This window comes from Bacteroides sp. An19 (genome assembly GCF_002160215.1).
Classification (GTDB): domain Bacteria; phylum Bacteroidota; class Bacteroidia; order Bacteroidales; family Bacteroidaceae; genus Phocaeicola; species Phocaeicola intestinalis.
The window spans coordinates 25,714-49,154 of record NZ_NFKD01000030.1 but is presented as its reverse complement, the minus strand read 5'-3'; the positions used below and the strand labels follow the sequence as shown (position 1 = coordinate 49,154).

The 23,441-nt window shown below is 42.0% G+C and carries 21 protein-coding genes and 1 tRNA gene; 6 read left to right on the top strand and 16 right to left on the bottom strand.

What is annotated here, in order from left to right; translation table 11 throughout:
- Window positions 1-461 precede the first annotated feature (461 nt).
- From B5F25_RS11970 to B5F25_RS11930, 9 genes are all read right to left on the bottom strand, one after another.
- Entirely contained in the window at window positions 462-830 is a 369-nt protein-coding gene (locus tag B5F25_RS11970; protein WP_087249794.1) for an SMI1/KNR4 family protein, read from the bottom strand.
- A gap of 3 nt (window positions 831-833) precedes the next feature.
- A complete protein-coding gene (locus tag B5F25_RS11965; RefSeq protein ID WP_087249793.1) occupies window positions 834-1,997 on the bottom strand; it encodes a hypothetical protein in 1,164 nt (387 codons plus the stop codon).
- 3 nt (window positions 1,998-2,000) lie between these two features.
- Complete coding sequence (locus B5F25_RS11960) at window positions 2,001-2,822, bottom strand: hypothetical protein (protein ID WP_087249791.1); 822 nt, start codon at window positions 2,820-2,822, stop codon at window positions 2,001-2,003.
- Between the two features lie 3 nt (window positions 2,823-2,825).
- A complete protein-coding gene (locus B5F25_RS11955; RefSeq protein ID WP_087249789.1) occupies window positions 2,826-4,997 on the bottom strand; it encodes a dynamin family protein in 2,172 nt (723 codons plus the stop codon).
- A gap of 28 nt (window positions 4,998-5,025) precedes the next feature.
- The gene (locus B5F25_RS11950; RefSeq protein WP_162614412.1) at window positions 5,026-5,895 is read right to left on the bottom strand and encodes a WYL domain-containing protein; all 870 of its coding nucleotides are present in this window, start codon (window positions 5,893-5,895) and stop codon (window positions 5,026-5,028) included.
- A gap of 249 nt (window positions 5,896-6,144) precedes the next feature.
- Window positions 6,145-6,609 carry a hypothetical protein gene (locus B5F25_RS11945; protein WP_140406927.1) on the bottom strand — a complete coding sequence of 155 codons (465 nt, stop codon included), beginning with the start codon at window positions 6,607-6,609 and terminating at the stop codon, window positions 6,145-6,147.
- 34 nt (window positions 6,610-6,643) lie between these two features.
- Window positions 6,644-7,864 (bottom strand): hypothetical protein, encoded by a 1,221-nt coding sequence (locus B5F25_RS11940; protein ID WP_087249783.1) that lies wholly within the window; start codon window positions 7,862-7,864, stop codon window positions 6,644-6,646.
- Between the two features lie 53 nt (window positions 7,865-7,917).
- Window positions 7,918-8,640, bottom strand: a complete 723-nt coding sequence (locus B5F25_RS11935) for a DUF3944 domain-containing protein (protein ID WP_087249800.1) — start codon at window positions 8,638-8,640, stop codon at window positions 7,918-7,920.
- 114 nt (window positions 8,641-8,754) lie between these two features.
- Complete coding sequence (locus B5F25_RS11930) at window positions 8,755-9,183, bottom strand: YkvA family protein (RefSeq protein ID WP_087208378.1); 429 nt, start codon at window positions 9,181-9,183, stop codon at window positions 8,755-8,757.
- A 496-nt stretch (window positions 9,184-9,679) separates the two neighbouring features.
- On the opposite strand from B5F25_RS11930, the gene B5F25_RS11925 reads away from it, so the two are divergent.
- Both B5F25_RS11925 and B5F25_RS11920 read left to right on the top strand, forming a co-directional pair.
- On the top strand, window positions 9,680-11,083 hold the full coding sequence (locus tag B5F25_RS11925; RefSeq protein WP_087249781.1) for a hypothetical protein: 1,404 nt from the start codon (window positions 9,680-9,682) through the stop codon (window positions 11,081-11,083).
- Between the two features lie 182 nt (window positions 11,084-11,265).
- Window positions 11,266-12,006 carry an NADPH-dependent oxidoreductase gene (locus B5F25_RS11920; protein ID WP_022040428.1) on the top strand — a complete coding sequence of 247 codons (741 nt, stop codon included), beginning with the start codon at window positions 11,266-11,268 and terminating at the stop codon, window positions 12,004-12,006.
- Window positions 12,007-12,063: 57 nt separating this feature from the next.
- Here B5F25_RS11920 and B5F25_RS11915 read toward each other — a convergent pair whose 3' ends face one another.
- Together B5F25_RS11915 and B5F25_RS11910 are read right to left on the bottom strand one after the other, a co-directional pair.
- Window positions 12,064-12,294 carry a hypothetical protein gene (locus tag B5F25_RS11915; RefSeq protein ID WP_087208372.1) on the bottom strand — a complete coding sequence of 77 codons (231 nt, stop codon included), beginning with the start codon at window positions 12,292-12,294 and terminating at the stop codon, window positions 12,064-12,066.
- 27 nt (window positions 12,295-12,321) lie between these two features.
- Entirely contained in the window at window positions 12,322-14,637 is a 2,316-nt protein-coding gene (locus tag B5F25_RS11910) for a BamA/TamA family outer membrane protein (RefSeq protein ID WP_087249779.1), read from the bottom strand.
- A gap of 284 nt (window positions 14,638-14,921) precedes the next feature.
- Here B5F25_RS11910 and B5F25_RS11905 point away from each other — a divergent pair, with 284 nt between their 5' ends.
- The gene (locus B5F25_RS11905) at window positions 14,922-15,677 is read left to right on the top strand and encodes an RNA methyltransferase (RefSeq protein WP_087249777.1); all 756 of its coding nucleotides are present in this window, start codon (window positions 14,922-14,924) and stop codon (window positions 15,675-15,677) included.
- Between the two features lie 218 nt (window positions 15,678-15,895).
- Here the strand turns inward: B5F25_RS11905 and B5F25_RS11900 are convergent.
- The 5 genes from B5F25_RS11900 to B5F25_RS11885 all read right to left on the bottom strand — a co-directional run bounded on the left by B5F25_RS11900 (window position 15,896) and on the right by B5F25_RS11885 (window position 20,063).
- Window positions 15,896-15,969: transfer RNA gene (locus tag B5F25_RS11900), tRNA-Arg, on the bottom strand.
- A gap of 93 nt (window positions 15,970-16,062) precedes the next feature.
- A complete protein-coding gene (dnaA, locus tag B5F25_RS11895) occupies window positions 16,063-17,469 on the bottom strand; it encodes a chromosomal replication initiator protein DnaA (RefSeq protein WP_022040423.1) in 1,407 nt (468 codons plus the stop codon).
- Window positions 17,470-17,774: 305 nt separating this feature from the next.
- Window positions 17,775-17,969 (bottom strand): hypothetical protein, encoded by a 195-nt coding sequence (locus tag B5F25_RS21800; RefSeq protein ID WP_162614411.1) that lies wholly within the window; start codon window positions 17,967-17,969, stop codon window positions 17,775-17,777.
- A 25-nt stretch (window positions 17,970-17,994) separates the two neighbouring features.
- On the bottom strand, window positions 17,995-18,882 hold the full coding sequence (locus B5F25_RS11890; protein ID WP_087249775.1) for an MlaD family protein: 888 nt from the start codon (window positions 18,880-18,882) through the stop codon (window positions 17,995-17,997).
- A 23-nt stretch (window positions 18,883-18,905) separates the two neighbouring features.
- Complete coding sequence (locus B5F25_RS11885) at window positions 18,906-20,063, bottom strand: N-acetylmuramoyl-L-alanine amidase (RefSeq protein WP_087211982.1); 1,158 nt, start codon at window positions 20,061-20,063, stop codon at window positions 18,906-18,908.
- A gap of 163 nt (window positions 20,064-20,226) precedes the next feature.
- Between B5F25_RS11885 and B5F25_RS11880 the strand changes: the two genes are divergently transcribed.
- The 3 genes from B5F25_RS11880 to B5F25_RS11870 are packed head-to-tail and all read left to right on the top strand — an operon-like array spanning window position 20,227 to window position 23,438.
- Complete coding sequence (locus B5F25_RS11880) at window positions 20,227-21,207, top strand: bile acid:sodium symporter (protein WP_022040420.1); 981 nt, start codon at window positions 20,227-20,229, stop codon at window positions 21,205-21,207.
- Window positions 21,208-21,211: 4 nt separating this feature from the next.
- Window positions 21,212-22,207: an AI-2E family transporter gene (locus B5F25_RS11875; protein WP_022040419.1), complete on the top strand. Its 996-nt coding sequence runs from the start codon at window positions 21,212-21,214 to the stop codon at window positions 22,205-22,207.
- A 49-nt stretch (window positions 22,208-22,256) separates the two neighbouring features.
- Window positions 22,257-23,438 (top strand): C1 family peptidase, encoded by a 1,182-nt coding sequence (locus tag B5F25_RS11870; protein ID WP_022040418.1) that lies wholly within the window; start codon window positions 22,257-22,259, stop codon window positions 23,436-23,438.
- The last annotated feature ends 3 nt before the right edge of the window (window positions 23,439-23,441 follow it).

Genomic DNA, 23,441 nt, shown 5'->3' with positions numbered 1-23,441 from the left:
GCTTCTTTCAGATTCCAACTCGCGATGGACACCCTTGCTTTGGGCTGTATGATTCCCGCTATTAGGGCTCATTAGGGACTTGCACCCGTTAGCTAATACTCATGCCGAGCATACATCAAGAAAGAGGTAGCGAGTTCATCGCCCCGCTCTTTTACGTATCTCTTATCTTCCCGTTGGAATGGTAAGAGATTTGTTAGATGGTCGGTTAGTTTGCTCATAAGGTTATCTACGTTCACGCTTTATATAATCTATAAGAGTTAATCTTTTACATTGGTCGCATCCACATTTAGGACAAGGAGACGGGAAATTGGTAGATCGTCCTATCATAGGGGGTATCTCTGTCAAAAAACGTCCATGTTCATAATAGAATACATACCCACATTGAGGGCATCTGGCCATACCCGATTGAGTAGTAAGAAAATTCTTATTAAGACCTGTATATTTGATCCATTTCATAATATTTACACAAAACAACTTTCTAAAAACACTGTAAAATTATCAGCCACCTTTTCTGGACGATATTCACTTTCTAACGAAGTATAAATCTGATTATCTTCACCCATAAAAAATGGATCTCCATTGCATGTAGCAAAAATAAAAACATTTTTAGGATAAAAATAATACTCTTCACACAGCCTGTACAACTCATCAATTCCGTAAAATCGAATAACACCATACTTTTCAGTATTTATCTCAACATCTACAGGGTTACATTCTTTATAAAAAGCGCATAGAGATTGAGGCACTCTATCCGGCATTTTATCCGATGCTGAAAAAATATTCCTCTTATCTTGTTGCATAGCTCTTGATGCAAAATCTTTATATGTCATATTTCAAGCAATATTAAACGGGTAGGACTTTTCAATTACATAATCTTGGATTTTTTCCGCAAGTGATTTGTTATGATATACTTGATACATAGAATAACTCAATGAGATAGCACATATACTAATTGTCACTATAGCCGCTGGACCACTGCCAAAAGTTGCTTGAACAACAACCCCTACAGCAAGTGAACCAACAGATATTAGAGCTTGTTTACCTACACGTGCAAGGCATTCCTCTGTACTACAACCAGCGCGTTTCAAACGCACAAATTGATAAACAGAAGACGTTACAATTATTACAGCACCGACAACTCCCATATTACAAGCTTTCATCAAATTTTCCGTTAATTCCACTCCCATATTGGCAAATAAACCTGTCATAGCACTAGTTGCCATTTCTCCAAGTGTCCGCGATGCAATATGCCCGATAACGCCAAAAGCCATACCTTCTAATCCTACTTTTCCACCTTCTATGGCAGCTAACTTAAAAGATTCAGGAGAAAGGCCATTTTGTGCTAAAGTTACAATAAAGCCTATAGACGCACCTGTAGCAAAACCGATTATAGCAGCAATACCTACGCCTTTTAATTCATTACCTATAACTCTCTTTCTATTAGTATGCCTTAGCATTTCATCTTTGTCTATCATCGGAGCATCACTCTCGTTCCGCCAATCACCATTATGTCCATTCTGTAAATGCTCTTGTCTTGATTCGTAGAATTTAATATTGTCAGGATTAGCTTGATCATACGGATGATCTGCAACATTCCTTTGATGATGCCCTTCCGCACCACGTATTGAACCATTTTCAAGAATTTCTTGTTGTTGGGATTTGTTCCAATTAGCAGACCCAGAACCTCCCATTTTTACATCAGCTTGTTCATATTTCCAAGCTAACTTAACTCCTTCTTGCCTATAGCCTCTAAAATTAGGATCTACATTCAATTTTTCATTGACTGCATTTTGCAAATTCTCTTTTAAATCACCTAAATCTTTTAAGAAATTATTGCACTCTAAATTATAATTATTCGTTACCTGCATCACGCTAAAAGCATTTGCAGACTGCATCGGTACAGCCATCAACATAGGGTTTACAATACCGCCCCAAGTGCGGTATTGTAAAGATGTCCTACCTATTATTTGTCCCTGTATAGTATTTCTATCTATCATAACCTACTTAGATTTGGGAGTATCAAACGAAAACTGAGTGAAACGGTACTTGCCATCGTCATCCAATTTATTGAAGATATAAGAATACACATAATTGTAATAAACCAAAGTTTCACTAAACAACTGTTTAGCATCGTAAGCAAACAAGTATCTTGCGACCAATTCATACAAATTATTATCATGCGTCTTATACTTATTTTCATCCGATTTAAACAGTCTAAAGGCTTTTCTAAATGACTCTGCAGCATCCTTATTATATTTCACATCTTCATAATGAGCCAATTCTGACATTTTCTTTGAAACCAGCTCCGAATATCCTCTTGTCAAATTCTCATAAATCGAAGTTTGTTTATCTGTAAATATCGATTTATTCAACGAATTATCAACGATAGCTATTTTGCCCAAGATGTTTTCAAAATCTTCTTGCGTTTTAATCGTAAACAAATTATCTCTTAATGATGCCAATTCTGTCAAAGCATCTGTATTAGCCTTCACTTGATTGTCATAAATTGCTTTGTCATTCTTTGCTATCAATTCATTAATCGCTGAAGAAGCTCTAACCAATTCGCTCCGCTTTTCTTGAATAAGTAACAGTGCTTCCTCTGTCATATCTATTTTCTCAGAAAATACATTCAATGCTAATTCCGCTTCGCTTAAAAAGAAAGAACGGGCATTGGTTTCAATAGGATATCCTGCCACTTTTATGCAAAAATCAAAATAAGTGACGAAGTATTCCTCACTTGCCGGATACTTACAAAACAAATTTTTACCTACAATTTGAGCATCCCAAAAATTCGTATCCTTTAATTTATCAAATAATTCCATACATCATTCAGTTAAGTTGTTAATTAATTGGGTATATACATTCAAACTTTTCTCTTCAGTTTCAATCTTCCGGTTTATCTCATCATCGTTCGTTTCATTGATCTCCTTTTTAAGAGTATCTAAATACTCCTTAAACTCTTTCTCCATATTATTAGTAGCAGAAGTAAATGCAGCTTTCGTATCATCCCAATATTTTGCAATGGACATCTGGCACTCCTCTAAAACCTTTTTTTCATCATATTTCTTCACAATTTTTTTAGCTATGGTTTCCTTCCAATTCGCTGCAAAAATTGCATAGAACAATGCGGCGACAAGAGCAGCCAACCCGACCGCAATAACGACAGGACCACCAATAGCTGCAACAGCAGAAATGGCAGCTGCTGTACCTCCACTGATACCGATACCTAAAGCCGCTAAAACACTAACACCTTTAGCTACCAATATATACGCACCCAAATTACCTAGACTTGCTGCCCATACAGCTAAAGCTCCATACAACGCAAGACCTGCCAAGCCTCCTGCAAAAGAAGCTTTGAAATCAAAAATTTTCCCGTTTATACCCGAATCTAATGATTGCAAATTCGTTTCGCTCTCAAAATCATGAATATATTCATCTACTAAAACTTTAAACTCTTCAGAATATCGGAGGGTTATGCTCGAATTTGCATCATTCAAGAGGTTAGATAATTTCTGACCAAGTAGTTTCATATCTTCCTCTTTCTTTTTCCAATCATTACTATTAATTAGATTTACTATGTTTTCTTTATTAATAATCCGATTGTATTCTTCTACAAAATCGACCATTGCTGCCTGCTTGAACTGATTTATAGCATCAAATATTTTTTGTTTTGCTACCGTATTCTTATTAATCCGCGCCGGTTCATTTGCCAAAATGCGTTCTAATCTCTCTTTCTTGTTATTCCTATCAAACAATGTTTTGCGAAAAGATTTTATACGTAATGATATATGATTTATCTGTTCTTGCACATTATTTTTTAAAACGGATAACAAATCATTCTTTATCACTTGAGGCAACCTTTCTAACAAATCACGCAAATCTATTTCAAATTCTTTCCTCAAATCTTTTTGGTCTGTAGAATAGGTAAAGAAACGTTTATGGAAAGTTTCTAAATCAACCTTTTGCCCGAATTTACTCCAATAATCAGGAGTGGTTGTCGCTTCAAAACGTTTTGCTCCTTGAGTCAAGATATAGTCCAATTGAGATATAGAACCATGATTCACCGTATGTGCTTGTGAAGCTACAATATACAAATTAGACAATGGTTTTAAGCTACTATTCAATGAGATAGGATTCAAATTAGGCAATTCATTTTGTAACCAAGCAATATCTTCTGCGCGCATAAAAGCATTTGCAAGAGACATATAAACCAAAATATCAGCTCCTTTCATTTTTGCAAGAAGAGAATCGTCCATCTCTCTATCTCCCGTACCATAACCCGGCAAATCAACCAAATCGCAATTCTTTAAAATATCAGAATCAACGAACACCACAGCCGAAGCCGCATTCGTATCTTCAAATTTGCGACCTTGACGTGCTCCATAATCTAAAAGTAATGAATAATCACCTGATGCAATGAGGAAAGATTCTGTATATTCATGTTCTTGTAATTTGGCATCATCCCACAACTCATTCTCCTCACCAGCATGAAAAATGAGCACGTTATCATCAATATAAGAAGGTTTATCTTGTATATGTTTTACATATACTATAATAGAAGTGGTAGGAGTCCAGCTTACAGGAAGCGCATCATTTCCTAATAATGTGTTAATCAAAGCACTCTTTCCGACATCAGAACGACCAACAAAAGCTACCTTTGGTTTGCGCACCATATTCTTCAATAACCCCAATAAAGGTTCACTATCAATATACTCCCTATTGGCTATTAAAAATTTTGACAGGTTGCGTTCTATATCATATATGGAAATCCATTCATCCTTAATGTCAAATTTTATCTCTTCTTTTTGTACATTAAGTAAATCCTCTATAGGCATACCTACTGCTTGTGCAAGCTTAACCAATATCAAAGACGGAATTGGTCGTTCATTCTCCATTCTCTCATACTCAGAAACAGACATATTCAATTTTCGTGCCATTTCTTCTACACTAAACCCCAATACATTAACTCGGATTTGTTTCAATGTTTCATTTACCATATTCGTATATTTTATAAGTACATATTCTTCATTTTCTCCACAATCTCCTCACTTCCTTCCTCACCTCCTCCGGCTCCAGCACCTCCACTTTCTCCCTATGCCACAACAACGCTTGATAGAAGTTATAGCTTGGCCTCAGCCAATAGCTGAAGATGCTCCAGCCTTCGCCTTTCTTTATCTCTTGCTGAGACTCGTGCAGGGGACGAGCTTTGATGTAATCCACCTGGCTCCCATACACTTTCAACTTTATTAATTGAGGAGGGCAGACTTCATGGTTTACCCCAAAGCAAGCATCGAAATATGTGTGCGGTTTTATATCTGGGGATGGAGTAGCCCGTTCTTCAGACAAACGTAGATTGCTAATGCGTTCCAAGGCATAAACCGTAGGAGTTTTGCGACTTAACGGTTCGGCTATCAAGTACCAACGTTGCTCCCATGTCTTTAGAAAACATGGGATGCGTTGTTGATGAGTCACCGTCTTTTTATTGAAAGAATAATAATCGAATTCGATAACGACGCCTTGGTCAATGGCTTTGAGGATAAGTTGGAGATACTCCACTCCGCTGGGCGCATTTTCCAGCACCACGCAATCTTTGTGCTTCATCGCCAATTCCACTAACGCTTCTACATGGAATGCGGAGAGCAGGTATTTGTAAAGCGCATTGTTCTCAATGTAATCCGGATTGGCTATATAGTACTTGTTCGTTCGCTTGTCACATTCAATGTCAATGGCAAAAACAGCCGAAACATACTCTTTGTAACGCCCAAAGGACTTAGGGAGAAGTTCGCCATCATAAAATGAGGAGTATTCCCAATGCTCGTTTATCTCACGGAGCGACATCGGCTTGCCGCGCGATAACAATTCTACTATATACAGGCATTTTTCAAGTTTACCCATAGCTTTTCGTTTTTTCAGGTCCAAAGGTAAAAACGTAACGGCTAACATTACAAATATAGATATTTTCTTTGAACATAGCACTATTTTTCCCAGAAAGTTTTCTCCCCATAGATTAAGTTATTCAATATCCCTTCCAAAGTAATATATACTGCATTGCCCGATGAATATATACTGCATCAGCCGATGGATATATACTGCATCAGCCGATGAATATATACTGAATTGCCCGATGCAGTATATATTACTTTTTCAACCCATGGCATCGTATCGGATATCAGCCTCTATTTCCAAGCCAGACTCTGCCGCCCGTACTTCCGTTATCCGGATAAATTTCGTAAGTTTATCTACATTATCCACATGCAGTTTCTCGGCTATCTTGTCCACGAACAGCAACATTTGGTTTTCTTCCTCGCCCCACTTCATCAGTTGCGTGCGCTCTATCTGTTCGCCCAAGAAGGTCTTGATGCCCTTAGCCACCAGTTCCAGCCCCATCGACAAAGAATAAGTAACATCAAGCACCGTATCGGTTATGCCGTTGAACTTGATTATCCCCGCGACATCTTTCGATATTTTTCCGATAAGAGGAACGTCCACCTCTACCGTGTAAGTCACCTGTACCGTATTCCCATCTTCCGCTTTTTGGAAACGAACAGCCTTTCCTGTCTTTTTCTGAATCAAGGTTTGCAATTCGTTGTAAGTAATTAGTAGTTTCATAAAGCCATATTTCATTAATTCAATGTAGTACAAATCACCCAAAGTTATATTTGCTATCTTCTATATGTATATACCGTAATGTTCTTTCTTTCATTTTTTTCATTAATCTATTCACTTCATTACTATCAAAGACTAAAGAGAATGTCTCATTAATGTTCGCATTTGAATAACAATCATATCCATTTAAAGACAATATCATATAGATATTTTTAAACACAAACAAGACAGAACCTACTTTCTTACTGACAGATATACTTTCCAATGGCAATAAATATGATACAGACTCCTCATCAGACTTACGAACTTTGACTTCAACTAAAATAGCATTTTTATGCTCGTGAAGATATAGTATCGTACTAAATTTTCTACGGAATGAATCTATTACCTCCATATCCACATTCAAATACTCCTGAATAAAATCACAATCATCCCGCAACGAACACAATACATCATATTGCCAATCGTCTAAACATTTTTCAGAAGATGAATTCATTACGCTCTTTATTAATTCTATAGCCTTATTCAACTCTTCTGTTATGAGTTCAGGAATATAACAAATAACAATGGCGGTCGAATGACGATGATAAAAACAACTATTATTGCATTTATACCGTCTGCCTCCACAACCCTCACAATCCTCCCTGCACCTTTCCATATCACAACCGCTATAATCCCAACCATCACAATTTCCACAATAATCCTTCATACGTCTTTCGTCCAAACACGTCCAACGATGCAGAATTAATTTTTTCATTTCAGAAATGCTAATCTCTCCATTCCACTTTATTGCATATTCTGAATTCCCTAATTTTATGTAATAATCTTCCCGTGATTTATATAAAAATTTTTCTGTTAACCGAATCTTTTTCTCATTTTTTGAAAGATCATAAAAGAGAACGTTATTATCATAAACCTGTTCTATAACAAACGGTTCTCCTGGTACAAACCATTTTTTATAACCGGGGGAGGCTTTAATAATTGCATTTACACTGTAACGTACTTCTGTTATCCTTGCAATATGTTCATAAGGATAGTATGCATACAAGTTGTAATCGTTATCACGAAATATAAACACACCATGCCCTCGTAATGCTTGAGCGAACAAAACATCGGCATTATCAGGAATATTCGCAAAAGTTTTATCAAACAAACTGGCAAGAACCTTAGCATCATCCTTCCGAAAGTTTTCCTCATTCATACGTTGGTTATCCGTATTATAATAACCAAGCAAACGCATCTTAAAGTTAAATTCCATACAGCAATTGATTTAGGGTAATTGATTTAGTCTGCAAGACAAACAGTAATGTTTCATCGCAGGATATCGTTTAGTTCGTCTTCTGACTTATCGTAAACCATGCGCAGGTAGGCAATGGTTATCGTGCAAGGAATCATCACCCGATAGGCAGGGCCGGCAATATCGAAAGCCACCCAACCCAAAGACAATACCCAGCCGATAGGGCCTGCCAGAACCGCGAATGCTCTGCCTCCTGCGAACTTAGCCACTAAGTTTGCCGCTTGTTTCAAACCATATTTAGTAGCCATCTGAGTAATTAACATGGTTGTCAAACGGATGAATAGCGGAGAACCTGCTTTCAGAAGCCCGATTTGCTTTGCCAACGATTCTTTCGTAAGTTTTTCTGAAAGATGATGCACATCTTCTTCCGTCATTTTTTCTACCGACATGATGAGGAATTTCTGTAGCATATAGTGCTCGATCAATTCCGTAGAGGCGTCTTTGTGATAAGATACTTTCAGCTGTTTGCATACCGATGTCAGTATCTCTCGGTAAGAAACGCCATGCCCTCTGAACATATTAAAGAGGGTATTCCCGCCAAATTTCTGCAATTCATCAATCAAGGTAGGCACGAGCTTTACCATTTCATGAGGGTAATACAACTTGAAAGCTTGTGTAGAAGAAATTTCTTCTGTCCATCTCAACTTGCCGTCTTTATCGTACAACATAAAATCGGCAAGCAATTTCAGCTGTTCATTGGAACACTGATACAAAAAATCTAAATCTTTATCTGCCATAACGCTTGTGTGTTTATAAGTGAGACATTCATTTGAATTATTTTGTATTTTCTAAGTCAAAAGTAGGGGGCGAAACGGACAAAAACTGTCCGAACATCGCAGTTTCCGCAACATTTAATCCAAAAGTTTCTCTGTATCCTTTGTCTTTTCCTGTTCCATTTCTTGTATGGATTGGTTTAACTTATCTCCCAATTTTTGAAATAACCACCCCACAAGAGCACTGTCATCAATCAATCCGACTGCAGGAAGATAGTCTGGAATCAAATCAATCGGAGATACAACATAGATAATGACCGCAATAATAAGTACAAGTGTATGATCTTTATAGTCATAATATCCTTTCGTTAATAACTGTTTTACGTAATCATACAATTGAACGAGTTGGCTCTGTACGTTCTTCAAACCGTCCTTATTCATGTATCCACTCAAATCATCGGACAATTTTTTCAGGCTATCGGGGGTTTTCAGACAAGACTGAGCTTTATCCATCCATTCACCGCTTTTGAACTTTTCGATAATAGTTTCCTTATCAAATTTTATCATAGCATTACCTTTTATTACTTATACGCCTATAAGCCCTCCGAATTCAGCATTAGATTTAACACAAAAGTAAAGGCGTGAGGACTTGTCTGCTATCCATCAAGAAACAGGCATCGCCAAACGCCTTACCCAGAAATGAATATAAACAGTACTCCCACGCCGTCTTAGTATGTACAGGTACAACACGGGCTGTACGCAGACATATACAAAACAGATGAGCGTCATGTTCCTTTCATCCGTCTGAGTCTGAATTTTGGCGATTTCGTTTCTTAGGACGAAAGCAAAAAACGCTTTCCATAAATGTGAGCCATTTCTCCAGCCCGCATCATGCAAATATACATTTTTTGCCGGACATGACGCTCTTTTTCGGGAGTTTTTTTACCTTTACATCCGATTGATACAAAATTACGGTTTTCCCGTTTACTCCTTATATTATATAAGGACGGATTTCGGCAGGTGCCGGCGTTTTGTATCAAAACCGGCTTAAATTGATACGGATATGAACGAGAAACGAAAGATATTGCAATGCCTCATCGAAAACCGGGCTTTCGCGCCTTCGGCTTCCGCACTCGCCAAAGACTTGGGATACGAAAGCAACAAGGCGACCCTTTATCGGATTATGAGGGATGAAACGAAAGACAGTACGGTGGACGACGTGTGGGACAAGCTCCTGGAAGAGCACTGCCTCACGGAAAGGCACTTGTATAACTTAGCGCGTATCTTTGAAGGGGCCGCTTATTTCAGCGACTTGATTCTGCCCGAAATGGACCGGAAACATCCGAAGTGGCTTCGATACTTGCTGCTCATGCTGACCGATGATGATTACGAAGCTTGTTCTCCGGAATTTCAGCAAGAAACCGCCCCGATACTGAAAGACCTGAAAGCGGACGAACCGGATGTGTATTGGGGCATCGTGACAGTGATTTATATACGATGCCGAAATATCGACCCTTATAAGGAAAACCCCCAACGCACTTTCTGCCTGCTGATAGACGAATTGGACAGTATGTTATCCTACTGGTACCCGGAAAGGACGGACGCGCATGAAATTTCTTTCAATCTGAAAGAACTGACAAAAGCATCGAACTTGTGGAAAATCATCGAAAACTGTACCATCTTGTTCCGACGCTATACGGAAGCGGATTTCAGCAGCTATGCCAGTCAAAGCATGATGTTATTCGGTTGGGATGCAAAAAGCTTTTGGCGCATACCCGGGCACCCTTACCTACAAGGCAGCCAAGTATGGGTACTGGTAGAGCATAGTTTCGGGCGTGCCACAAACGGGTGCTACATCGTATTGTGCCTGGAAGCAGGAAAAGACATCTGCACATTCGTACTGAAAGACGCATTGGTGTTTTGCTTTTGGTCGGTAGATAAAGAAGACGACCCGCTCATCCTTCAAGCTTGCCGGGGAACTGGAGCACATAGAGAATGGTGTTTTTATGCCTACGGATATGATGAAGAAACACATACACTCTATCTGGAAGCCAATCCTGCAACAGGTAATCTATTCGGGCTTCCTGAAGCCATGAAACAGATAAATCTGGAAAAACCGAAAGACAAAGAAGAAAAAGTGTGGGCAAGAATCATGAACAAATGGGATAAAGAACAAGGAAATTCCATCTTCGAACAAGCCAAAGCGTTGTTTGCAGGCAGAATTGACCTGAAAGACACCTACCAGCTGGAAGATGTCAGCATCAGCCGGACTTGCCTGAAGCTCTTCATCAGGCACAATGGGGACAGCCGCACGTACCAATTGCCCATAGAGGCATACGATTTTCTTCAAACAATCAACCCTACGCAACAAGTGTTGATAGTGAGGCATACAGACGACCAAGACATCTACGTAGAATGGCCCGAAATGGGCTATGGCATCAAGTTGTCCGAGTTCGACACACATTAAGCCACAAGAGATATTATCAAATCCGGCGTAACGAACATTGGCACATTAGCACATTGACACATTAGCACATTAGCACATTAACACATTAGCACATTAGCACATTAGCACATTGGCACATTGGCACATTGTTTATTTGCTCATTTTATATTACCTTTGCTCAAACCAAAAACCAAAAACAAATTATGGATTCTATCAAAAACAGACGTACGATACGCAAGTATAAGCAACAGGACATCCCTGCCGACTTGCTGAACGGATTGCTGGAAGAAGCTTTCCGTGCCCCAACAATGGGTAACATGCAGTTGTATAGCGTCATTATCACACGTGACCCGGCAATGAAAGAACGGCTGGCACCCGCACATTTCCACCAGCCAATGCTGGCAGAAGCTCCCGTGGTGCTGACCTTCTGCGCCGACTTCAACCGCTTTGTGAAGTGGTGTCGCCAACGCAAGGCAGAACCAGGCTACGACAACCTGCTCTCGTTCATGAATGCCAGCATTGATGCCATCATGCTTACACAGAACTTCTGCACACTTGCCGAAGCCGCCGGACTGGGCACCTGTTTCCTGGGCACCACGATTTACAATCCCGACCAAATCATCGAAGTCCTGAACCTGCCCGAACGGGTCATTCCGCTTGCTACCATCACCGTGGGCTATCCCGATGAATGTCCTCCCCAGACCGACCGTCTGCCTTTGGAAGGCATCGTTCACGAAGAGCAATATCATGACTATTCGCCCGAGGACATCGACCGTATCTATGCCTACAAGGAGTCACTGCCCGAGAACAAGCATTTCGTGGAAATCAACCATACCGAAACGCTGGCACAGATTTTCACCGACATCCGCTACACGAAAGAAGGAAACGAGGCAATGTCGAAAGTGCTGAAAGAAACTCTACGCAAGCAGAAGTTTGAGGAATGATGAACTTTTTTAAATGAAGAATGAAGAATCGCTTCGCCACATGGGATTCTTCATTCTTCATTCCTCCAGCTTTGCCTTGATGCGTTCTAGCAGATAAATACAACCTTGCATCTTCGGATTTTCGTAGCATTGGTCTGCTTGCAGAAACAACCTGTGCAATGTTTCTTTCAGGTCTGGGATATATGTAGCCTTGTCCAATTGCAAACTCTTAGGAAGCTCCTTGCTATCGAACCAATGTTCCAGTTCCTGAATTTCTTCTTTCGTATACAAATTGTTAGAATCTTTCATCTTGTCTTTATAATTGAATTAAACTAATCAGAAGGGATAGCCTACAGCAAAGTGGAAAGCAAAGTCACGCTTGAAATCAGGTGAAACAATCGGATAACGGTCTTTGCCCGTATACATCGGATTGATGGCTTTCATACCACCGTCGAAACGCAGGATTAGAAAATCGAGGTCAAAACGAATGCCCAAACCATATGCTACTGCCAATTGCTTATAAAAACGGTTGAACTTGAAAACGCCTTCGGTCTGTGTGCCTTGGGTACGAATATTCCACACATTACCGGCATCGATAAATGCCGCACCATTCAATTTCCAGAACAAATAGGTACGATACTCGATGTTAAGGTCAAGCTTGATATCACCCGTATGATTGACATAATCGATGGTATTCCCGTCTCCCCGGTACGAACCGGGTCCCAGCGTACGCACTCTCCAGCCACGCACACTATTGGCTCCACCCGAGAAATAAAGCTTTTCGAAAGGCAGGCTTCTCGAATTGCCATACGGGCAAGCTATGCCCAACCCAGCATGAAATACCAACGAGTTCCGGTCGTCTATCACAAAATTCTTCGCAAAATCAATATCCATCTTTACATATTGGGCAAAATCGATGTTTGCCAGCTGATAAGCATCACCGTATTTCGGTTTCTTATGCACCAGGCGCGAAAATCCATAAAGCAGATTGCCCGACTCTTCAATATTGAAACGGATGGAATACGAATTGCTCTTGGCAGCCTTCATCGCATTTCCTCCTGCACTGTTGTATGTATAAGTATACCCCATCCGCACGATAAAAAGGTCTTCATAACTATGCCGCAACAAAGGATTGACCTGGTCCATACGATCAAGATAATCATTGAAAGCACCGGAAATGTAAGGCATGTAAACATAGTTGATGTCAAGTACATCAAACCGGTGCGTAGCTTTTCCCCTACGCGACCACCGGTAACTCCAAGCAGCAGAAGCCAACGTACGTTCGAACTCCGGACGTACCTGTGAATTGAACTTCACACTGACCTCTGAGGTTGCCCGGACACGCCGTTTGAAGTCGGATGACAAAAAAGGAAACATAAATTCGGGGAAATTGATGCTGCTCTCCACGCCATACTCCACATAATTGCTGTTGGCATACCCCTCCAGTCCGCTTACCGCTTCGTACGCACCACGCAATTTCAAGGTAAACGTTTCCGATCCTTTAAACAAGTTGCGGTGGATAAATGAAGCCGAAGCGGCTGCTCCTAAATCACCAGCCGAATTGGTACCTTCTATTTCGAATGAAAGGGCTTTGTTTTTGTTCTTAGACAAAAAGATATATGCATCCACACGGGCAGAATCGCCGGGCAACCGTACTTCATCGAAACGGATATTGGAATATTTCAATACTGACAGCCTCGCCAGCGAAGAATAAGTGTCCTGTACATTACGGCTGCAATACAAATCCCCCGGATGTAAATGATTATAATCGGTTACGACCCGCGGACGTAAAAAAGGTCTGTCTTTATAAAAAAGCCCGACTCCACCGGAAGATATCGAATCGAGCCCGCGCAAAGCATCCTCTGACAATTCTGCAAAATCTACCCCCAGCACATAACGCACATTACGCAATGTGTACTGCCTATGGGGTTGAGGCGCATCATCCTTTGTACGGCGGTAAGGCAATAATCTCATTGTCAAACCTACCCGATGCGTATTCAGCATCGTATCCGCCTGATAAGTTATGAAATCTTTATTGAAACGGTAATACCCACGGTCCTGCAAGTATTGGGTAATACGCTGACGCTCCTCATCCAGTACGTTTACATCGAAACGCATTCCCTCGTACAGACGGGTATGAGTAGAATCTTCTGCCAGATAAGCGGCTATTTTCGAATCGGAAATGTCATAAGTCAGACGCTCTACAACGTACGGTTGTCCCGAATGAATCGAATAATACACTTTCATCCGGTTGCCCGAAGGCACCTCGTCCATATCTACAGTAGCTCCCATATATCCCATATTCTGTACGGCTTTTTCCATTTCCTCACGGGTTTCCCGAGCAGCCTCACGGTCATATATGACGGGAGCCTCACCTATCTTGCGCCAAAAACGATTCAGCCATTTTGTAGAATCCAGCCCTGAAGCACTATAAATATACATGGGAAGCTTGACAATACTGAACCATTTGGCATTAGAGGTCTGACGGACATAAAGATTCATCTGCGACGACTTAATCTCTTTATTATCCGACTCTATTTTAACATCATCCAACAAATAGCTCCCCTCTGGAATAAACTTGCTCACTGAACAGCCTGCCAGCAACATAACAGCAAGCATCAGGAATACGTTTATCAGAACCTTTTTTTTCATATACTACTCAGAGGGAATGCAAATTTATCCGCAAAGATAGGGATTTATTGAAAATATCTTCTTAGCTTTGCCCGTAAATATTTGTTATTTGTGCGAATCAGGAGTTAAAGTGGTCATGCTTCGCAAGAATTATCACTATGCCCGGTAGTTAAAAGCCCGTGATTCAGCTTTATGAAACAAGCATACAAGTATCGGCTGCTAACTTCCAACCCAAAATGTGAACAATACCACCTTTTCTGACTCCCCTTGTGATTCCTGACAGGTGTCATTTTAAACGAAAACGTATGCTCAGCAAAAACAAAATCAAATACATCCACTCGCTGGAACAGAAAAAGAACCGGAAAGAAGAACAAGCCTTCATCGCCGAAGGACCGAAACTGGTAGGCGACCTGCTGGGGCATTTTACATGCCGGCTGATAATAGGCACCGACGAATGGCTGAACCAACACCCCTACATCCAAGCTTCCGAAATCATTGTGGTAAAGAGAGATGAACTATCTCGTATCAGCCTGCAGAAAACCCCTCAGGAAGTACTGGCTATCTTCGAACAACCGCCACATAAAGTAGAAGCAGATGCAGCCAGACACTCACTCTGCCTGGCACTGGACGATGTTCAAGATCCCGGAAATGTAGGAACAATAGCACGGGTGGCAGACTGGTTCGGCATCGAACACATATTCTGCTCGCGAGGCACGGCTGACATCTATAACCCCAAAACCGTACAGGCTACGATGGGAGCCATCGCACGCGTAAAATTCCATTACTGTGACCTGGCCGCATTTATCACAGAACAGGCCAAGGCAGACGTTCCCCTCTTCGGTACATTCCTAAACGGAAATAACATATACGAAGAAGCTTTAGATAGCAAAGGCATCATCATAATGGGCAACGAGGGCAATGGCATCAGCCCGGACATAGCCGAAGTTATCAACCACCGCTTGTTCATCCCAAACTATCCGCCTGAAAGAGCCACCAGCGAATCACTGAATGTAGCCATAGCCACAGCTATCGTCTGCGCTGAATTCAGGAGAAGAAAATAAACAAGCCATACTATACCATATGCGGTATCAACGAACATAAGTGATACGACTGACTTACTTATGTGAAACACCCAAGTCACTTATGTGAAACGGTCCACTCACTTATGTTCATCAAAAGGCATACTTGAACAAATGCACAAATAACTGAGCCAAATTAATGACGTGTGGAATAGAAAAAACAAAAATCTGCAAGCGGAAAAACCACTTACAGATTTCTGTGATTCCGGAGCGATTCGAACGCTCGACCCACGCCTTAGAAGGGCGTTGCTCTATCCAGCTGAGCTACGGAACCCCGTTTCTTAATTGCGAGTGCAAAGGTACGACATTCATTTGAAATATGCAACCCTTTTACAAAGAAATATCTTTAAAAAGGAAATTTCATATCTCACCGATGCAAACTTGCTTCGATTTCCTCTACTTCGCTCTTGAATGCCTTGTCCACTTCCACCTGGTCTTTAATGATTTTGCAAGCATGAAGCACGGTAGCATGGTCTTTGTTTCCTATCATCTGGCCAATCTTGCCAGATGAAACATCGGTATGCTTTTTTGCCAGATACATTGCAAGCTGACGTACCTGCACCACCTCACGCTTGCGAGTCTTGGTATGGATAGCAGAAGTATCTATCTGATAATGCTTGCACACCTTCTCTATAATATCATTGACCGTAAGCGGTTTCACTTCGGCACAACGCACAGCTTTCTGCACAATATGCTGTGCCAGTTCCAAGTTGATTTCCCGTTTCAACTGGATAGAATATACTAACAAAGAATTGACAATTCCTTCCAGTTCGCGTACACTCTCGTTTACATTTTCGGCTATATAGCAAATCACAGATTCAGGTATTGTAAGACCGTCGCGACGGATTTTACTACGCAAGATGTTCTTGCGCAACTCAATATCCGGCTTTTCCAGTTCGGCAATCAATCCCCACTTGAAACGTGTCAACAAACGGTCTTCCATCCCCTGCAACATCACCGGTGCACGGTCGGACGTAAGAATAAGCTGCTTCCCGTTCTGATGCAGATGGTTGAATATATGGAAAAACGTGTTCTGTGTCTTGGTCATTCCGGCAAATTCTTGAATATCATCAATAATCAGCACATCAATAGTCTGGTAAAAACTGATGAAATCATTAAAATGATTGGTACGAACCGAATCGGTGTACTGCACCTGAAACAAGTGTGCAGACACATAAAGCACACGCTTCTCCGGATACAATTCCTTGATACGTGTACCGATAGCATTAATCAAATGCGTTTTTCCTACCCCTGAAGGTCCGTACAAGAACAACGGATTGAAAGTACGTGCCGGATTCTGAGCCACCGTCTCAGCCACTGTGCGCGAAAACTCATTGCTGGTACCCTTGATAAAGTTTTCAAAATTATAGTTAGGATTCAAATGTGGGTCTAAATCCTGAACTACAGGAGCCTGCAACAATGTAGGAGCCTTATTCCCATCATGTATGGGCTTCTGAGGAGACAAAGCGCCCGAGCGTTCTGTCCCTTTCATATCAATGGCTATGTGATTCGTTTTGTCGGTCAAAATGGAATACATCAACTCCGTACCCTCACCTATCTCTTTATAGATGGCGGCACGCAAGAGTTCCACGTATTTTTCTTCCAGATACTCATAGAAGAAAGGGCTCGGAACTCCAATAGTCAAAGCTTTCCCTTCGTATTTGACAGGCACGATGGGTTCAAACCAAGTAGTAAAGGCTGTCGTATTAACGTTGTCACGAATAAAGTCAAGACAACGTTGCCACAATACAATAGCCTGATTGTTTTCAATCATATTTGTCCTCTCTATATTTTTAAGCTATACTTCTACGGAACAAAGTTCGGAATCTATTTCTATAAAAACAAATGCCTTTTCGCTTGCTTTTTACAAGGCTTTTATAATATATTGGTTTTCAACCGCTTGTTTTACACACTTCTGAAACATATATTTCCAAGCATTTGTAAAATTGCAAAGGTTTGTTTTTCAATGCATTATTTATCTATTTCTCAAAGCGCACAAAGACTAATCCTTCTTCATTCATAACTTGAATATCAAAGGATTAGTCATTACTTATTTCGACTTCAGGCGTCGGATACTATTTAGACAATTTCTATATAAGCATATTTAGAAGCTGTTTTGAATTTCTCCAAAAAGTTTTTCTTGGCTTGATGTATCTGTATTCGTGTGTGCTTTGGGCGATTTTTTGGTCCTTTTCGCTCCTGTTCTTCGTCAGATAGCCCGCTATCTTCCTCATCACAGAAGCGAAAATGCCTCAAAAACTCATCCCAAATCATCGCACGATAAATTCAAAACAGCTTCTTATTTGTCTTTTTTCCCGAATAACGAGAAATGAACATAGCGTTTCGGATGTGTTTCCAGATCTTTCAACAAACTGGCCGCATTGGTCGCCGTTGCATTCAGATTCTGATATAAAGATGAATCATTCATCAGCAACCCGAGCGTATTGTCTTTCCGGTTCAATTTGTCTGTCAACATACGGACATTAGCCAATGTGGAATCTACTTTCAAGATAGTGGAAGCGTAATCCACACCTTTCAAATTACCGCTGATGACCTTTAGATTGGCTGTAATGTCATTGACGTTTCCCATCACCTGAGGCACATCGGTACTCATCAACTTGTTCAGCTGCTCACTGGTCGCATTCAAGGAGGCGGTCAACTGTTCGGCATTGTGCAACGTCTGGGCCAATGCCGGATCTGCCAACAGCTTGTTCAATGACCCCAAAATGGAATCCATTTTCGGCATCATCTGCTGCAGCTTCGGAAGCAAGTCCTGTTCAGCAGCTCCCATAAGTCCGTTGTTTGCCGAACCTGGAAGCGTATCTCCTTCATTATAATAGGTAGTATTCTGCAAGTCAAGCAGCAGATTCATCTTTACGGTACCCAACATTTCCGTCACCAGTTCAGCTCGGCTTCCCTTGGGTATTTTCATGTGTTCATCCAACTCAATGCCTACAAGCACATGGCCAGGCTTTGCGTAATTGTACTGAATGTCACGCACGATACCAATCTTAAAGCCATTGGCAAACACTGGACTCGACGGAGGAAGTCCGTTTACATTTTCAAACTCTACCAGGTAATAACTCTCGGGCTTAAACATATTGATGCCCTTCAAGTATTTGATGCCGCAAAACAAGATGACCAGTGCAGCAATCCCCGCCAGTCCTATTTTAAATTCTTTTCTCATATATGCTTGTCTTTTTGTTTTAATTATCTGTTTCGTTTAAATTCCCGGATAGCCTGATTGACATTCATTTTCTCGCCATTCTTGAATGCTATGATGAAAGCATCCTTGAATTTTGCATCTACTTTCGTCCGCTTCAGGCGTAGTATCTGATTATAATCAACCGTCTCTCCATAAGTATACTTGTATAATCCTTTTTCTTTATACCGTCCTACAGGACTTAATCCTTTAAACAAGCGGCTTTTTGCTGGCAAGATCCGGTCGGAAGTCAATATCTGAATCTTAAAGACCGGTCTGTCTTCCACTCCGTCTTTCCTTGCCTGTTCTGTCTGAATGCCTGAATCTTCCTTTTCCTCTTCTGACACGGTTGAAACGGGAACATCTCCGCCCACACCAGCCGCCGGAGTCTTATGCTCTTGCTTATACCTCAAGAATGCCTGATAAATACTTTGGGCCAAAGCCGAGCTGCCTTTGTCGGACAACAAGTATTGCTCTTCGGCGGCATTGGTAATATATCCCAGTTCTATCAAGACGCTGGGCATTGTGGTTTCGCGCAACACCAGAAAGCCAGCCTGATGCACCCCCTTATCTATACGTCGTGCACTTTGGCGGAACTGTTTCTGAACCAATTGGGCAAAATTCACACTTTGTGCCATATACTTATCTTGAAGGAACTCGAAAATAATGTAACTCTCAGACGAATTGGGATTAAACCCGGCATAACGCTGTTTATAATCATCTTCTATCAAGATGACAGAGTTTTCTTTCTTTGCCACTTCCAGATTATCCTCCGTTCGGTGAAGTCCCAACGTATAGGTCTCCGTACCGCTCACCCTGCTGTTACGTGAAGCAACAGAATTGGTGTGGATGGAAATAAACAAGTCCGCCTTGGCAGCATTGGCAATGTCGGCACGTCTATGCAACGGCACAAATACATCTTTCTTGCGCGTATAAACCACCTTCGTATCACCACACTGCTCTTCTATCAACCTGCCTAATTTCAATGCGACATTCAGATTGATGTTCTTTTCTCGCCCACGTCTTCCCACAGCCCCCGGATCATTACCTCCATGTCCCGCATCTATAACTACGGTAAACGATTTGTCCGTAACTTCAGAAGCCGTTGCTACGAAAGACAGCAAGAAACAGCATATACATAATATGTTAAATCTATACTTTCCCATGTTTCCAGTCTGGTGCAAAGGTAATAGTTTTTTGTGGGTTTCTTCCTTTAGCCAGACAAGATTTCTTTATTTTAATGGAGAAAGCCTATAAAAACAGAAAAAAGGGCAACCATTTTAACGTTTTTCGTTATTTTTGCATCCTAAACTAAACGTAGGAAACACCATGCTACAATTTATCAAGAACTGGACGTTGCCTTTGGCCATGCTGGCAGGAGTCATAGGATATTTCTGCTTTGCCATGTTCGATTTCCTTCATCCACTCAAACCTTTCGTGAAGTTTCTAGTGGTCTGGCTTACTCCGCTGCTGATTTTTGCCCAACTGCTCCTTACGTTCTGCAAGATAGAAGTCAAAGACCTATCTCCGCGGCGATGGACCTGCATCTTGTTGCTTATCCAACTGATTTCCTGTCTGGCAGTAGCAGGAGTATTGCTCTGCATTCCTTTCAGCTCCGTATGGCGTATCTCACTTGAAGGAGCAATGGTCTGCCTCATCTGCCCCACTGCTACGGCTGCTGCAGTCATCACCAACAAACTAGGCGGAAGTGCCGCATCGCTTACCACTTATACATTGGCTTCCAATCTTCTGGCAGCCATAGTTGTCCCTTTGGTCTTTCCTCTGGTGGAACCTTCCGACATTCCGTTCGGCGAATCATTCATGCGGATACTAGGGAAAGTATTCCCTTTGCTGCTTTTTCCTTTCTTCATCGCGGTGTTGTTGCGACGTTATGCCCCACCTGTCCATCAATTTCTGGTAGGACTTAAGGACATGGCATTCTATCTTTGGGGAATATCCCTAACCATCGTAATGGGACAAACCACCCAATCTGTGATAGAAGGAAACACTTCCATAGCCGAAGAATGTATTATCGCTGCTCTGGCACTAGTCATCTGCTGCCTCCAGTTTTGGGGAGGAAAAAGCATCGGAGGAAAATACCACGACCGCATCAGTGGCGGACAGGCATTGGGACAAAAGAACACGGTGCTTGCCATTTGGATGGCAGCCACCTATCTGAACCCGCTTACAACCATCGCTCCAGGAAGCTACGTGGTGTGGCAAAATACCATCAACAGCTGGCAGCTTTGGAAGAAAAGGAAATCAGAAGAACGAATCACCAAACACAAACCATCAACGCTAAATACCTAAGGATATGAAAGAACAATATTGGAAGTATTCACTCATCATCATGATTGTAGGCTTGGGAATTCTATTATTCCGCCAGGCGCAGCCTTTCATGAACGGCATCTTGGGCGCATTCACCCTCTACCTGCTATTGCGCGGCTTCTCAAACTGGCTGAAAAAGAAAATCAAGCCTTTGGCCTCTGTATGGATTATCACAATTGGAACAACCCTGTTCATCTTGATACCACTTTCACTTTTCAGCTGGGCACTGGTCAATCAGATATCTAACCTACATTTCGATACTGCCGATATCATCCGCCCCGCCCAACAAATGATAAGCATCATCGAGGAAAAGACAGGGTTTGACGTATTGTCCGAAAAAAATCTGTCATTCATCATCAGCCAAGTGTCTTCTATCGGCCATTCCATCATGACTGGGGTAAGCGACCTGATAGTAAACCTTGCCGTAGCCATCATGCTCCTGTTTTTCATGTTATGGGAAGGAGACAAAATGGAGCAATTCATTTCCGAACTGCTTCCTTTCGAAGAAAACAACAAGCGCGAAGTGCTCCAGAAAATCCAGCTCATTGTCCGCTCCAATGCCATCGGAATCCCTCTCCTAGCCATCATTCAAGGATTTATCTCATTGTTCGGCTATTTGCTTTGCCATGCACCGAACCCGGTTCTCACGGCAATGCTTACCGGTTTCGCCTCCATCGTCCCTCTGGTAGGAACGGCTCTGGTATGGGTTCCGGTCACCGCTTATTTCTTCATCATCGGCGATTGGGTACACGGACTGATACTGCTTGCCTACGGAGGCATCATCATCTCACAATGCGATAATCTCATCCGGTTCATCCTGCAAAAGAAAATGGCAAACATCCATCCGCTGATTACAATCTTCGGCGTGGTGGCAGGACTTCCCATCTTCGGCTTTATGGGCATCATTTTCGGACCGTTGCTGGTATCACTCTTCTTGCTGTTCCTCGACATGTTCCGAAAAGAATACCTTACGAACAATTGACAATGGACAACTAATAACAGATATCAGTAACTCAAAAACTTAAAAACTCATGAAACTGAGACATTATGTATGGGCAGCCTTCGCGCTTGCCACCCTGCCGGCAATGGCAGAAGAGAAAGATGGATACAAGTTCAACACCGTAGTCCAGCAAAAGACGACCCCCGTAAAAGACCAGGCAATAAGCGGTACATGCTGGTGCTTCGCCACCACCTCGTTCATCGAATCGGAACTGCTGCGCCAAGGCAAAGGAGAATATGATCTCTCAGAAATGTTCATCGTGCGCCAGAAATACCTGAATCAGATGGCCGACAACTTCCTGCGCCACGGCAAGGGTAACGTAGGGCAAGGAAGCATCACCACCAGTTGGATGACTGCATTCAACCAAGTAGGTATCGTGCCCGAAGAAGTCTATACAGGCATTAACTACGACTCACCGGTACACAACCACTCCGAACTTGCCGGATACGTGGAAGCCCTCTCTGCAGAAGCAGTCAAACAAAGCAAGAACAGCCCCCAATACCAGCAGCTTGCCAATAGCCTGTTCGATATCTACTTCGGCAAACTCCCCGAAAAATTCACGTATAAAGGCAAAGAATACACCCCTGAAAGCTTTGCAGAAAGTCTGGACATCGACACCGACGACTATATCCCGCTCACCAGCTTCACCCACAAGCCCTATTACAAAGCATTCGAAGTGGAAATCCCCGACAACTGGGAGCACCAACGTATGTACAACCTTCCTCTGGATGAACTGATAAGCACAATGAACACGGCGCTGGAAAACGGATACACCCTATGTTGGGACGGTGACGTAAGCGAACCTGGGTTCTCGTTCAACAACGGAGTGGCAATCAATCCCGACGTAGAGAATGCCGACCTGTATAAAGACAGCGACCGTGCACGCTGGGGACAACTGAGCACAAAAGACCGGCTTGCCGAAGTATTCCATTTTAAGCGTCCGTATCCGGAAGTGAACGTCACTCCCGAAATCCGCCAGCAAGGCTACGAATCTGGGAAAACCACCGATGATCACCTGATGCACATCACCGGTATCGCAACCGACCAAAACGGCACCCGCTACTACATCACCAAGAACTCATGGGCAGCCGACGGGAACCGTTTCGGAGGATACCTGAACATGTCGGAAAGTTATGTCCGTGCCAAAACCATCTACATCCTGGTCCACAAAGATGCCCTCTCCCAAGAACTGAAAAAAAAGCTGGGGATATGATAA